Origin of the sequence: Parasaccharibacter sp. TMW2.1890 (assembly GCF_023337645.1) — a bacterium.
Lineage (GTDB): Bacteria > Pseudomonadota > Alphaproteobacteria > Acetobacterales > Acetobacteraceae > Bombella > Bombella apis.
This window is the reverse complement of record NZ_NWUV01000002.1, coordinates 66,103-78,994: the sequence shown is the minus strand read 5'-3', so window position 1 is coordinate 78,994 and position 12,892 is coordinate 66,103. Positions and strand designations below refer to the sequence as shown.

Annotated in this window: 10 protein-coding genes; 6 read left to right on the top strand and 4 right to left on the bottom strand. The window is 59.5% G+C overall.

Annotated elements, in window-relative coordinates; translation table 11 throughout:
- Positions 1 to 39: 39 nt before the first annotated feature.
- The 6 genes from dnaG (at position 40) to CPA54_RS05095 (ending at position 7,023) form a co-directional block, all read left to right on the top strand.
- On the top strand, positions 40 to 1,893 hold the full coding sequence (gene dnaG, locus CPA54_RS05120) for a DNA primase (protein WP_249085764.1): 1,854 nt from the start codon (positions 40 to 42) through the stop codon (positions 1,891 to 1,893).
- Positions 1,894 to 2,040: 147 nt separating this feature from the next.
- Positions 2,041 to 3,984: an RNA polymerase sigma factor RpoD gene (gene rpoD, locus CPA54_RS05115; RefSeq protein WP_043557893.1), complete on the top strand. Its 1,944-nt coding sequence runs from the start codon at positions 2,041 to 2,043 to the stop codon at positions 3,982 to 3,984.
- A 192-nt stretch (positions 3,985 to 4,176) separates the two neighbouring features.
- Positions 4,177 to 4,626, top strand: coding sequence for a 30S ribosomal protein S6 (rpsF, locus tag CPA54_RS05110; protein WP_043557894.1), 450 nt, complete (start codon positions 4,177 to 4,179; stop codon positions 4,624 to 4,626).
- A gap of 6 nt (positions 4,627 to 4,632) precedes the next feature.
- Positions 4,633 to 4,917 (top strand): 30S ribosomal protein S18, encoded by a 285-nt coding sequence (gene rpsR, locus CPA54_RS05105; RefSeq protein ID WP_043557896.1) that lies wholly within the window; start codon positions 4,633 to 4,635, stop codon positions 4,915 to 4,917.
- Positions 4,918 to 4,927: 10 nt separating this feature from the next.
- Positions 4,928 to 5,548: a 50S ribosomal protein L9 gene (rplI, locus tag CPA54_RS05100; protein WP_043557897.1), complete on the top strand. Its 621-nt coding sequence runs from the start codon at positions 4,928 to 4,930 to the stop codon at positions 5,546 to 5,548.
- Positions 5,549 to 5,781: 233 nt separating this feature from the next.
- A complete protein-coding gene (locus CPA54_RS05095) occupies positions 5,782 to 7,023 on the top strand; it encodes a cyclopropane-fatty-acyl-phospholipid synthase family protein (RefSeq protein WP_043557898.1) in 1,242 nt (413 codons plus the stop codon).
- Between the two features lie 60 nt (positions 7,024 to 7,083).
- Here CPA54_RS05095 and rsmA read toward each other — a convergent pair whose 3' ends face one another.
- Genes rsmA through lptG form a run of 4 tightly spaced genes read right to left on the bottom strand, consistent with a single transcriptional unit; the run spans position 7,084 to position 12,867 of the window.
- Positions 7,084 to 7,935 carry a 16S rRNA (adenine(1518)-N(6)/adenine(1519)-N(6))-dimethyltransferase RsmA gene (gene rsmA, locus CPA54_RS05090; protein WP_052348870.1) on the bottom strand — a complete coding sequence of 284 codons (852 nt, stop codon included), beginning with the start codon at positions 7,933 to 7,935 and terminating at the stop codon, positions 7,084 to 7,086.
- Complete coding sequence (locus CPA54_RS05085; protein WP_408610220.1) at positions 7,932 to 9,332, bottom strand: peptidylprolyl isomerase; 1,401 nt, start codon at positions 9,330 to 9,332, stop codon at positions 7,932 to 7,934. Before CPA54_RS05085 ends, rsmA begins: the two co-directional genes overlap by 4 nt.
- Positions 9,329 to 11,749 (bottom strand): LPS-assembly protein LptD, encoded by a 2,421-nt coding sequence (locus CPA54_RS05080; protein WP_103765207.1) that lies wholly within the window; start codon positions 11,747 to 11,749, stop codon positions 9,329 to 9,331. Before CPA54_RS05080 ends, CPA54_RS05085 begins: the two co-directional genes overlap by 4 nt.
- Complete coding sequence (gene lptG / locus CPA54_RS05075) at positions 11,749 to 12,867, bottom strand: LPS export ABC transporter permease LptG (protein WP_249085762.1); 1,119 nt, start codon at positions 12,865 to 12,867, stop codon at positions 11,749 to 11,751. The genes CPA54_RS05080 and lptG overlap by 1 nt, the downstream gene beginning before the upstream one ends.
- Positions 12,868 to 12,892: the final 25 nt, after the last annotated feature.

The following is a 12,892-nucleotide window of genomic DNA, read 5'->3' as shown; positions in this document are numbered from 1 at the left end:
CGTCTTCCTTTTTGGGGGGGAGAGTGTCACAGTGTATGCATGGCCATAGACACTGCGTTTCTTGATGAACTGCGCCAGCGGACATCCCTTACATCCCTGTTCGGCCGGCGGAACAAGCTGGTCCGGTCCGGCCGGAACTGGAAGGTCTGCTGCCCCTTTCATGGGGAAAAGACGCCTTCGCTTTACATCTATGATGATCACTATCACTGCTTTGGCTGTGGCGCACATGGTGATGCGATCAGCTACATCATGCAGAGTGAGGGGGCCGGGTTCCGTGAGGCTGTCGAGCGGTTGGCGTCGGAAGCCGGGATGGAGGTTCCGGCTGATGACCCGCGGCAGGTCGAGAAGGCCCGTGTCCGGCAGACCCTGCATGATGTCATGGATGAGGTCCAGGCCATCTATCGCAGCAGGCTCTACCAGCCGGAAGGTCGTGCCGGGCTGGATTACCTGCAGAAGCGTGGCCTGAGTGAAGAGACGCTGGAGCGTTTCGGGCTCGGCTGGTCTGGTGACGGGCGCTCCCTGCTGAAGGCGCTGGAAGGGAAAAACATTACAGCGGCGACGCTGGTTCAGGTCGGGCTGATGCGGACCGATGAAAATGGGCACGCCAAGGGCGAGCTGTTCTTCAACCGGGTCATGTTTCCGATCCGGGACAGGAAGGGGCGGATCATCTCTTTCGGCGGGCGTGTTCTGGGGGATGGCCAGCCCAAATATCTGAATGGGCCAGAGACAGAAATCTTTTCCAAAAGACGGACACTCTTCAATATCGATCTGGCACGGCAGGCCATCCACAAGGGCGCAAAGGCCGTGGTGGTGGAAGGGTACATGGATGTCATTGCCATGGCTCAGGCAGGTTTTGCCGGGGCTGTGGCGCCATTGGGTACGGCTCTGGGCGATGAGCAGCTGGAACTGCTCTGGCGGATGACGGACACGCCCATCATCTGTTTTGATGGTGATGGCGCCGGGCAGCGTGCGGCCCTGCGGTCCTGCGAGGTTGCCCTGCCATTGCTGAAGGTCGGGCGCAGCCTGCGGTTCTGTCGTCTGGATGGTGGAGATGACCCTGATTCCCTTCTCCGGCGGGAGGGCGTACAGGGCATGGAGCGCCGTCTTGCGGCTGCCCGCCCGATGGAAGAAGAGCTGTTCGGCCTGCTGACAGCGCAGGAGCGTGACCCGACGCCCGAGCGGCGGGCGGCCTTGCGGGAGAAACTCAATGCCCTGGCCCGGATGATTCCGGACAAGGTGCTGGCTGGTGAATATCGCAGCACGTTGAACGATATGTTCTTCGCCCGCTATCGCCGTCAGAAGCCGGGATGGGGGAGGCGTGGGCAGCAGGACAGCATGACCGCCTCTGTCATTCCGGTCTCAGCGGAGCGCACCGTAGAGGAGGGCAGTGGTGAACGGCTGAACATTCTCACGGCCATCCTGCTCCAGCATCCGGACATATTGCCGGGTATTGACCGGGAGTATAATGCGCTGGCCCTGTCGGGCTCTCTCGCCGACATCCGTACGGCCCTGTTGAGCTGGGCTGATGAATGTACCGGTGCCCTGACGGCGGAAAGCTGCCGGGAGTGGATGGCCGGGCAGGGGCTGGCAGATGCGGTGGCAGCACTGTGCAGCAGTTCCATGCCCCGGCAGGTGCGGGTGGAGGATGGTGAGGACCGCATGCAGGCGGTCATGAAGCTCTGGTGGCATTTCTATGCGCTGGAAAATCTCAGGACACTTCAGGAAACAGTGGAAGAAGAGGTGCGCCGGACAGTGGAGCAGCTTCTGAATTCTTCCTCCGAATCGGATGAGGCAACGAAGCGGACATTACTGGCGGCGATGCAGGCCAAGCAGAACGTGCTGTTTGCCCTCCGCCGGGGAGAAAGCCCGCAGCTGGAGCCGGAAGACGGCTGAAGTAGCGGATGGACGTTGAGCCCGATGCCCGGGATAAAGCACGCAATCGCAACTTTCTGGTGCCCCGGTCCTTGACTTGGAGGGCTGGATTAACCAATTCCAAGCTGCCCCATTACTGGCTTTCGAGTAAAGTTGACGGAGAGACGCATGGCCACAAAATCAGCCTCTGGATCAGACAGGAATGCACCAGAGCAGGACAGTTCTCCGCTTGATGTGCAGTCCTCAGCCGTCAAGAAGCTGATTGCCAAGGGGCGGTCTGCCGGTCACATCACGTTTGATGAACTGAATGCCATCCTCCCGCAGGACAAGATGTCTTCCGAGCAGATCGAGGACGTCATGGCTGCCCTCTCCGAAATGGGGATACAGGTGGTCGAAAGCGTGGACAAGGAGGAAGAAGAGGGCAGTAGCGAAGACCGTTCTGGCAATGACGACGCCTCGGATGACGAGGCGAATGGTGGTAATGTCGATGCTGTTGCGGCCAGCCGGACGGATGACCCTGTCCGCATGTATCTCCGTGAGATGGGAGCGGTGGAGCTCCTTTCCCGTGAGGGTGAGATTGCCATTGCCAAGCGTATTGAGGCCGGGCGTGGAGAGATGATCGGAGGGCTGTGCCGCAGCCCGCTGACCTTCCAGTCCATCCTGGGCTGGTATGAGCAGCTCAAGAACGAGACGCTGCTCCTGCGTGAGGTGATCGATCTTGAGGCCAGCCAGAGCGACCCTGAATCGCCAGAGGATATGGAAGACCTGACATCCGAGGAAGAGAACGAACCGGATGACGAGTCTGAGGACAGTGATGGGGATGGCAGTGGCAGCGAGGGGAGTGGCCTGTCACTCTCTGCGCTGGAGGAAAAACTCCGCCCGGACATCATGCTGCTGTTTGAAGCCTTCGAGCCGCTTTATCAGAAGCTGATAAAGATGCAGAGCCAGCGTCTCAAGGTCCTGCTGGAAGGGCGGTCCCCGTCCGATACGGACGAGAAGAAATATAACAAGCTGCGGACGGAGCTTGTCGCTCTTGTGGAGCGGATGCGCCTGCACAACAATCGTATTGAGGAGCTGGTCCAGTCCCTGAAGGCTCATGTGCAGAAGCTGAATGCCGTTGAGGGGCGGATGCTGCGTCTGGCAGAAACATGCAAGATTCCCCGTGAAGATTTCATGGACCGGTATCGTCATCAGGAGCTGGCGCCGGACTGGATCGAAGGCATCTGCCAGCTTCCCGGCAAAGGCTGGAAAACCCTGACAAGCAAGCACCTCCCCGCCCTTGAGAAAATGAGGGACGAAGTGGCTGCCCTGGCCAAGGAAACTGGCCTGCCGGTGGATGAGTTCCGTCTGGTCTATCAGACCATTTCCCGTGGGGAACGTGATTCCACCCGGGCAAAGAAGGAGATGATTGAGGCCAATCTGCGGCTGGTGATCTCCATTGCCAAGAAATACACCAATCGTGGCCTTCAGTTCCTTGACCTGATCCAGGAAGGGAACATCGGCCTGATGAAGGCGGTAGACAAGTTTGAATATCGCCGTGGCTACAAGTTCTCCACCTATGCGACATGGTGGATCCGTCAGGCGATTACCCGCTCCATTGCCGATCAGGCCAAGACAATCCGTATCCCCGTGCACATGATCGAGACGATCAACAAGCTGGTGCGGACATCCCGGCAGATGCTGCATGAAATTGGCCGTGAGCCCGCCCCGGAAGAACTTGCTGAAAAGCTGGGTATGCCGCTGGAGAAAGTCCGCAAGGTCCTCAAGATCGCCAAGGAACCGATTTCCCTTGAGACACCGATCGGTGATGAGGAAGACAGCCACCTTGGTGACTTCATTGAGGACAAGACCGCCGTCATTCCGCTGGATGCCGCCATACAGACGAACCTGCGTGAGGCAACGACCCGTGTTCTGGCCTCTCTGACGCCTCGTGAGGAGCGTGTGCTGCGCATGCGCTTTGGTATCGGCATGAACACCGATCACACGCTGGAGGAAGTGGGCCAGCAGTTCAATGTGACCCGTGAGCGTATCCGCCAGATTGAGGCCAAGGCGCTCCGCAAGCTCAAGCATCCGAGCCGCAGCCGCAAGCTGCGCTCCTTCCTTGATGATTGATCCGGTTTGCCGGTAAGGGCCTCGGGCCCTGCCGGTTTTCCTTGCCTTTGGGCCGTTTTCGTGCTTAAAGGCCGCTTTCCCTGCCGTGCGCTATGGCGGCGCAACGGCTATACCCGGCACTCCTTCATTGGGGGAGTGCGGTCAGGCCAGCACTGGGCTGGTCCGGGTTGACCTTATCCGAAGGGAGTTTTCATGCCACTTTATGAGACCGTGCTGATTGCACGTAACGATGTCTCTCAGGCTCAGGTTGAAACCCTGGTCGAGAACATCTCCGGTATTCTTGGCGAGCACGGCGGGACCATCCGCAAGCGTGAGTTCTGGGGTCTGCGTACCCTTGCTTACCGCATCAAGAAGAACCGCAAGGGCCATTATGTCCTGCTGGGGATTGAAGCCCCGGTCGAGGCCATGAACGAGATGAGCCGTCAGATGGGCCTGCATGACGATGTCCTGCGTCTGCTGACACTCCGTGTTGATGAGATCGATGAGACACCGTCCCCGATCCTGTCCCGCAAGGATGATCGTGGTGACCGTGGGTCCCGTGGTGGGGCTCGCAGCGGTGGGCGTTATGAGAGCGGTCGTGGCGGCCGTCGTCATAACGATTCCTCAGAGACGCGCGATCACAACGCGGCTGCAGCGGAGTAAGAAACCATGTCAGACACAAACACGACACCGGCAGTCAACCCTGCCTCCCGCCGTCTGGCTGTTGGGGCACGTCGTCCCTTCTACCGCCGTCGGAAATCCTGCCCGTTCTCCGGTGCGAACGCTCCGAAGATCGACTACAAGGACGTGCGTCTTCTGAGCCGTTTCCTGTCCGAGCGTGGCAAGATCGTTCCCAGCCGCATCACGGCAGTGTCGGCCAAAAAGCAGCGTGAACTGGCGCAGGCGATCAAGCGCGCCCGCTTCCTCGCCCTGCTCCCTTACGTTGTAAACTGAGGAGCACGACATGTCCCAGACATCACTGATTCTGCTTCAGCGTGTGGAAAATCTCGGCCAGATGGGCGACGTCGTCCGTGTGAAGCCGGGTTATGCCCGCAACTTCCTCCTGCCCAAGGGCAAGGCCCTGCGTGCCACGGCTGCAAACCGTGCCCGTTTTGATAACGAGCGCGCCCAGCTGGAAGCCCAGAACATCCGCAAGCGTGAAGAGGCTGAGCGTCTTTCCGAGCGTATGCATGGCCTGAGCGTGACGCTGATCCGTCAGGCTGGTGACAGCGGCAGCCTCTATGGCTCCGTGACACCGCGTGACATCGCTGCTGCCGCTACGGCTGCTGGCCTGACAGTGGCCCGCCAGCAGGTTGTGCTGGATGAGCCGATCAAGGTTCTTGGCCTTGTAGAAGCCCGCATCATCCTGCACCCGGAAGTCTCCATCCAGATCACGGTCAATGTGGCCCGTTCTGAGGAAGAGGCCGAGCGTCAGGCTCGTGGTGAGGCCGTCGGTCATGAAGAGGAAGAGGACAACATCCTCGGTGAGCTTCATGCCGAGCAGGCTGCTGAAGAGGCTGCGGCTGAGTCCGCTGCTCTGGCAGCTGAAGGCGAAGTTGCTGAAGGCGCTGGTCACGAGGGCTGATCTTCGATCATTCCTTTCGGACATCGTCCAGAAGAACCCGGCAGGCAAGGCGTCTGCCGGGTTTTTTCTTTTTGGGGGCGGGAAGAAAGTGACGCCTTTCAGCTGATGACGTTTTTCCAGTACGCTGGGGGGCTTGCCATATTGCTGGACTATGCCAAAGTCTGAAAAAGCAGTTGAAGCAGGGGGTTGGTAGCAACAGACCTGTTTCGTTCCGAATCAGGATGGAATAACGCATGAAATCGGTTCTTGATGCTCTGCTGAAGCGCTTCATTTATTTTGGTAGCCTGTCCGTGACCTATAGCGACGGCACGGTGCGACAGTATCAGGGAGAAAGGCCGGGGCGCAGGGCTGCTGTCCGGATCCTTACAGCCGCAGCGGAGAGGGCACTGGCTCTCAAACCGGCGCTTGCCTTTGGTGAAGAATATATGAACGGCACGGTCGTGCCTGATGGCTGTTCGCTGGAGGACGTCCTGTGGGTCATCATACCCAATGTGGAGCGTGGAGGGCTGTTGAGTGAGGATATCAGCGGCAGGCTGCGTTATGTCAGCCGTGTGCTGCGCCCTCTGAACTCGCTCAAGCGTTCCCGCAGCAATGTCGCTCATCATTATGACCTCAATGGCAGCCTGTATGAGCTGTTTCTCGATAAGGACAGACAGTATTCCTGCGCCTATTTCGAGCACGATGGCATGTCGCTTGATGATGCTCAGCGTGCCAAGAAGCGGCACATTGCTGCCAAGCTGAACCTGAATCAGCCGGGGCTGGAGGTTCTGGATATTGGCTGTGGCTGGGGTGGCATGGCCCTGACGCTTGCCCGGGATTACGGTGCAAAGGTGACGGGTATTACCCTGTCCGTTGAACAGCTTCAGGTGGCCCGTAAGAGGGCACAGGATGAGAAGCTGGATCATCTTGTGTCATTTGAGCTGCTGGATTACCGGACGCTGAAAAAGCAGTTCGACCGTATCGTGTCTGTCGGCATGTTCGAGCATGTCGGGGTGCGGCAGTATGAGACCTTCTTCAACCACATCAAGCGGCTTCTGAAACCGGATGGCGTGGCGGTCATTCATTCCATCGGGCGGATGGATGGGCCGGGCATGACCAATCCGTGGATTTCGAAATATATTTTCCCCGGCGGTTATTCTCCGGCCCTGAGCGAGACACTGGCTGCACTGGAGCAGACAGGTCTGTGGTTGACGGATTGCGAGGTCTGGCGCCTGCATTACGCCAAGACACTGGCACACTGGCGGAAGCGTTTTGATGGGAACAGGGAAAAGATACGGGCCCTGTATGATGACCGTTTCGTGCGGATGTTCGAGCTTTATCTGCTGGCCAGTGAGCTGGCCTTCCGTATTCAGGGGCATATGAACTTCCAGCTTCAGATCACCCGGGGCATTGAAGCGGTACCGCTGACTCGTGATTACATGTTTGAGGCTGAAAATGCCCAGCGGGAAAAAGACAGAGCGAAGACGGGAGGTTGAGCCTGTCGATAGGTCCGTGAAGAAGAAAGCCCCCCAGATAAATGATGGGGGGCTTTCTGTTTATGTATCGTTCTGCTTTTGTTGGAGATGACAGCGGGCGAGGCTGTCAAATTCGGCAATGGAGAGCGTCTCTGCCCGTCTGGTCGGGTCGATGCCGGTTTCTTCCAGCAGTATGGCCCCCTTGATGGGTTTTAGCGCAGCCCGCAGCATCTTGCGGCGCTGCCCGAAGGCGGCTGCCGTGACCTGTTCCATGGCCTTGAACAAGGCCGGAGAAGGCTGCTCAGCATGAGGGATGATGAGCGCCACAGCTGAGTGGACCTTGGGTGGTGGTGAGAAGGCCCCCGGTGGCAGGGTCAAGGCGATGGAGCAGTCAGCGCACCATTGTGAAAGAACGGCCAGCCGCCCGTAAGCGGAGGTGCCGGGGGCGGCGCAGACCCGTTCAGCCACCTCTTTCTGGAACATCAGAGCCATGCGGGACCATTGGCCGGCCTGTCGTAGCCAGCCTACAAGAAGAGGGGTGGCGACATTATAGGGCAGATTGGCGATGATCTGTCGGGGGGCGGGGGCGAGCTGGGCCGCATCCAGCTTCAGCGCATCCTGGCGGACGATGTGCAGCTGGTCTGGATAATGGGTCTGAAGCTCTTCAAGGAGAGGCCAGGCCCGTCGGTCAATTTCAACAGCATGAACGCTTCTGGCATTGGATTGCAGCAGGGCCCGGGTCAGCCCCCCCGGCCCGGGACCGATCTCCACGACGTGACTGTCGGTCAGATTGCCGCCCAGAGCGGCAATGCGCATGCAGAGCGTAGGGTCCAGCAGGAAGTGCTGGCCGAGTGTCTTGAGGGCGTCCAGCCCATGCGCCCGGATGCTCTCCCGCAGGGAAGGAAGGGGGGGCAGGGCAGTCTCGGGTGTCATCCGTGGGACAATACGGTTTTGGCGGCCGGACGGAGCTTGATGATGGCGTGGCGGCGTAGGGAACGCTGGAGCTGCTGGGAGGCCTGCTCAACACGTTCATTCATCAGCTGGTCGGCAATCTGGCCGGGTGTCTGCTGTGCCAGATTGCGTTCTTCGCGGGAGCAGACCATGATGAGCGCAATGCCATCCGGTGCCACAAGTGGGCGGGAGACATGCCCCGTGGGGATTTTCTCCACGACCTGCCGCATCTGCGGCGCAAGACGCTCCATGACCTGAAGGCCAGGATTGCTGGGGCGGGTATTGCCCAGGGAGGTGTTCAGGCTCTCCATCTCATTGCAGCTTTTGATGGTCTGGGACGCATGAAGAGCTTTCTGGAGGGAGAGCTTCTGCTGGTCTGTCGGTTCAGCTGGATTCAGGGCAGAGCTGAAGGGGAAGAAAGCCTGTCTCATGCTGAGGAGTGTCCCCATCTGCTTGCCGATGGTCCGGCGGGCATGAACAGTGACAATGGCATAACCGCCGGGAACCTTGATGGGGTTGGAGATGGCATTTTCCGGCATTTTTCTGATGACGGAAAGCACTTCCGGCTCGATGTTGTCTTCCTGCATCCATCCGCGGGAGCCCCCCTGAAGGGCGGACTGGTCCTGCGAGAACTGGGCTGCCACGATGGGAAAGGGAGCTCCGTTGCGCAGCTGTGTGATGATGGTCTTCACAAAGGAGAGTTCCGTCTCATCATGACGGGGATCAATGACAGGGATGAAGATTTCACTGATGAAATATTGCGGGCGGCCTGCTTCATTCTGAAGGGCCTGCTCACGCTGGGTGATCTGGAGGGGGGTCACACGGCTGCGAACGCCGAGGTCTTCCCGGAGAACCTGCATCCAGCCGATCTGGACACGCAGCTGGTCGATCAGGGTCGTCAGGGAGATGCCATCCGCTTTCAGGCGGTTCCGCAAGGCATTTTCCGGCATGCCATTGCGGGCCTCAATGGTGTGGATGGCCTCGGCAATCTGCTCAGGCTCGACATTGATGTGCCGGCCAAGGATTTCCTGCATTTTCAGCCGTTCATCAATCAGCTGGTTGATGAGCTGGCTGCGCATCCGTGCCATGATTTCGGGGGTGAGGGGCAGCCCGGTGGAAACGGCAAACAGCCGGGCCCGGTCTTCCACATCACGCTGTGTGAGGATCTGCCCGTTCACGATCGCAATGATCTGGTCTTCTGTCAGGGCAGAGGGAGAACCTGCCTGGTCTGATGGGGTCGCAGCTGCCTGCTTCTGGGCTGGGGCCTGCCCATGGCGGGCGGCCACGGCGCCACCGCCGACCATCAGGGCGGCGCAGGCTGTCAGGGGCAGAAGGGTGGAGCGGGAGAGACGGGAGCAGAAGGACGTGGTCAAGATCATTTTCCGAACGTACCGAGAGATCTGAGTGAAATGCTGAAGCCGACAGACAGTCTGGGGCGCCGTCCCCCAATGCGGGTGTTCTGACGGGAGACATAGAAATTTGTTGTGAGACAGTCGTTAGAGTAGCCGATTACCCCACCATTCGCCACAAATTCCTTACGGGAAATACTGCGCCGTGTGTAGTAGGCGAAATGGACATGTTTCCACCGGCCCGTGACGCCCCCGCTGATCTCGCTTGTCTTGCTGAGATAGGGATTGTTCAGGATTGTGGGGTTCAGATGTCTGAAATGCGGGGTGTAGTAATAGTAATATGATGTTATCGGCTCATAGACATACCCGGCCGACACACGCAGGAAAGGCAGCCCGGCAGAAACGAGCCCTTCCCCGTAATCGAAGCTCCGGCTGTAGGGATTGAAGCGCCCGCGGGCTGTCAGGTCGAAAAAGCGCGACGGTGTCATCTGGATCCGTCCGACAGGGTCGGAGAAGGTGTGCTGGACACCAGAATAGGCAAGATAGGCCGGACCACCACGGGTGGGGTGCTCGATGAAGCTCTCCCCGATCAGCATGTCGATGGAGCGGCCATTCCAGCTCCAGTTCTGATGCAGGCCGACATTGGCCCGCAGGCCACCATCAAGCCGGTCGGTGCCCATGTACCGGTTCAGCGCGAACAGCGTCGTATCGTTGAATTCATAGGCGAAGCTGTCTTCATTGGGGAGCTGTCTGTGCAGGGCATTACCGGTATTGGGGGCGGCGATCAGCTGCACGATGGGCTCAAGAACCTGCGTGCCATGCCCTTTGGCAAAGGAGCGGAGAAAGGGCCAGCTGACCTTGACAGCCACCGTCGGCTGGGCCTGCCCCCGGACATGGGAGCCTGCATTTTCATAGAGCGGCTGCTCATGCATGCGGGTGGCGTGGTAGAGCATGGAGTCAACACGAGCGGTCAGCACCCATTGCTGTCCCCAACGGTTGGTCCATGGGCGGTCCCACTGGAGGGCAAGCTCGCCACGCTGGTCGTTGGCACCACGCTCGCGCAGGACCACGAAATCGGTCGTGTGGATGCTCAGCCGCCCGCCGAGCCGGTCCGGCTCTCCCTGGAACTCATAGGTGAAGCGGGGCAGGGAATAGGGCAGGTCCCTGTTGTTGATGAGCCCCTGGTTCAGCCCCTGATAGACCTGCGTATCCAGCCGGAGATAGGAGCCGACCCCGAAGCCTTCCAGATAGGCGTTGGAATTGAGCGTGTCGTTGCCATAGCCTGGCAGGCTGTAGTCGCGCATGTAGTTGGCTGAGGTGGCACGATTGGCATTGAAGCCAACCCGCCAGTGCGGAGAGAGATTGAACTCGCCACGGCTGGCGATATAGGCCTGTGCGCCGTGTTCTTTCCCGCCGTTGCTGAGCTCGCCAAAGGCGTTGTAGAAGGGCCGTCCCCGCAGGGTGTCATCAGCCACCCCGCCTTCAAAACGGATATAACCGTTGTTCAGGCGGTTGCGGTAGATGGTGGAAAGCTGCGGGCCGGATTTGGTGGAGACCAGCGGTGTGAAGGTGGCGTCCTGATGTCCGTCAATGACCCAGTAATAGGGCAGGCTGAAGACCGTACCCAGATAATGGTCATGGGGTTTGACATTGAAATTCAGCAGGCCACTGTGGCGTTGTGAGCTGGGATCCGTGACAGGCAGATAAGGAAAATAGAAGACCGGCACACCAAGGACATGCAGCCAGGCCCGGTCGAACTCTATGTTCTGGTTGTCCTTGTCCTGCGTCATGCCATGGGCCTTGATGTCCCAGACGGGTGAGCGCTCGGGGTGAGCCGCACAGACGGGACAGGCCGTATAGACGGGGTTGGCGAAATCCGTCACGCGGCTGTTGCTCCGGCGCATGCCGCTGCTGGAGAGTTTGGCCTCATCTGGCATGCGGACATACATGGAGGAGCTGACAGCATCTTTCATGCCGTGGGCCAGCTCGACATGGTCAGCGTAGGCGATGGTCCCGTCAGGCTGTGTCAGGGCTACATGATGGATGGCCCTGATGATGCCTGCTGCCCGGTCGTAGGTGACCGTATCAGCCCGGAGGGTCTGCTCGCCCTGCCAGAGGCGGACATTCCCCTCCAGAATGAGCAGCCCGGTTTTATCGTAGCTTTCATGGTCGGCCAGATACGTCACCGGGTCTGAGCTGGAAACACGCCCATCTGCTGAACTGTCCGTCGTCGGGCTGGAGGGCAGAGTGCGGGCATTTTTCGGGGCTTTTGCCCGGGGAGCTGTGCCCGCCATGGCTGCCGTGCTGTCGGGAGTGGTCTGCGGGGCGGGCTGGGCAGAGGCAGGAATGACCTGAAGCAGGGCCCCCAGGGCTGTCCCTGCAAGGGCCTGGCTAAGCAGTGACCGGGGCTTTCCAGCGCGGAATGGAAAGTCATCAGACAGTGGCATCAGCCATCCTCCAAGTGCAGCAGCAGGGCTGCGGCAAGACACAAACCGGCACCCGCCGGACCCCATGCAGCAGGGAACGGGGGTAGAGCTCCAGACTTTCCCAGCTGCTCGGCTATTTTGGAGACAGCAAAAAGGGCAAAGCCAGCGGTGACACCAACGCCCAGCATGCGCATGATCCCGCCCCGCCCGGCTGGGCGCATGGAAAAACCGGCGGAAACAAGCGTCATGGTGACGGCCAGCATAGGAAGGGCCAGTAGCCCTTGAAAGTGGAGACGATAAGGTATCGTGGAAAAACCGGAATGACGCAACAGTTTAATCACCCCGGGCAATGCCCAGAGGGACAGGGCATCAGCCGGAAGGGTGCGCTGTTTTAAGGTTTCCGCAGTGATTCCGGAGGGGAACAGGCTGTCATTTTTCCATTGTGGGGGATGGCTATCCGAAAGGACAAGAACGCCATGGAGTCTCCACAAGCCATCCGCAAGCAGACCTTCGGAGACTTCCATCCGCTGCTGGAGTGTCATGTCATGACCCAGCCGGAAGATGGTGATGGCCTGCCCGCGCAGGGTCTGGCCCTGCTGCTGAAGTGTGCCGATATGAAAAATGACATCACCATGGGCAGCCGGATTGCCGGGGTCCCGTATCCATAGATCGGAAAAACGGGTTCCGTCATGGTCGTGCTGGCCCCGCAGCCATGTCTTGTCCAGCTGGGCCGCCAGCCCGTAGCTGAAGGAGGAAAGGGGCGACAGCCCGGCACTGACGGCAAGTCCCATCAGTGCGGCACAGAGCGCAGGGCTGGTGAGAACCTGCCAGGCGGATATTCCCGCCGCCCGGGTTACGACAAGTTCGGAAGACCGGGCCAGACGGGAGAAGCAGATCACACCCCCCAGCAATATGGCAAAGGGCAGGATATAGATCACATAATACGGCACATGCAGGGCGGTGATTTCCAGCACGCGCATAAGGCCAGCCTCTGGATGGGCGGCAGCCCGACGGAGGAGGTCGATGAAGTCAAACAGGGAGATCAGTCCGGTCAGGGCCAATAGGGTCAGGCACGTTGTCATGACGAACCGGCGGCCGACATAACGGGCAAGAGTGAAAGAGAAACCGGAATGGACCATGGGGGCGCAGCGCTCTCTGTCGTGT

Bases quoted from the DNA above. Each gene is read 5' to 3' on its own strand.
- rpsR (WP_043557896.1), top strand. From the start codon at position 4,633: ATGTCAGACACAAACACGACACCGGCAGTCAACCCTGCCTCCCGCCGT.
- rsmA (WP_052348870.1), bottom strand. From the start codon at position 7,935: ATGACACCCGAGACTGCCCTGCCCCCCCTTCCTTCCCTGCGGGAGAGC.
- CPA54_RS05080 (WP_103765207.1), bottom strand. From the start codon at position 11,749: ATGCCACTGTCTGATGACTTTCCATTCCGCGCTGGAAAGCCCCGGTCA.
- rpoD (WP_043557893.1), top strand. From the start codon at position 2,041: ATGGCCACAAAATCAGCCTCTGGATCAGACAGGAATGCACCAGAGCAG.
- CPA54_RS05095 (WP_043557898.1), top strand. From the start codon at position 5,782: ATGAAATCGGTTCTTGATGCTCTGCTGAAGCGCTTCATTTATTTTGGT.
- lptG (WP_249085762.1), bottom strand. From the start codon at position 12,867: ATGGTCCATTCCGGTTTCTCTTTCACTCTTGCCCGTTATGTCGGCCGC.
- dnaG (WP_249085764.1), top strand. From the start codon at position 40: ATGGCCATAGACACTGCGTTTCTTGATGAACTGCGCCAGCGGACATCC.
- rplI (WP_043557897.1), top strand. From the start codon at position 4,928: ATGTCCCAGACATCACTGATTCTGCTTCAGCGTGTGGAAAATCTCGGC.
- CPA54_RS05085 (WP_408610220.1), bottom strand. From the start codon at position 9,332: ATGATCTTGACCACGTCCTTCTGCTCCCGTCTCTCCCGCTCCACCCTT.
- rpsF (WP_043557894.1), top strand. From the start codon at position 4,177: ATGCCACTTTATGAGACCGTGCTGATTGCACGTAACGATGTCTCTCAG.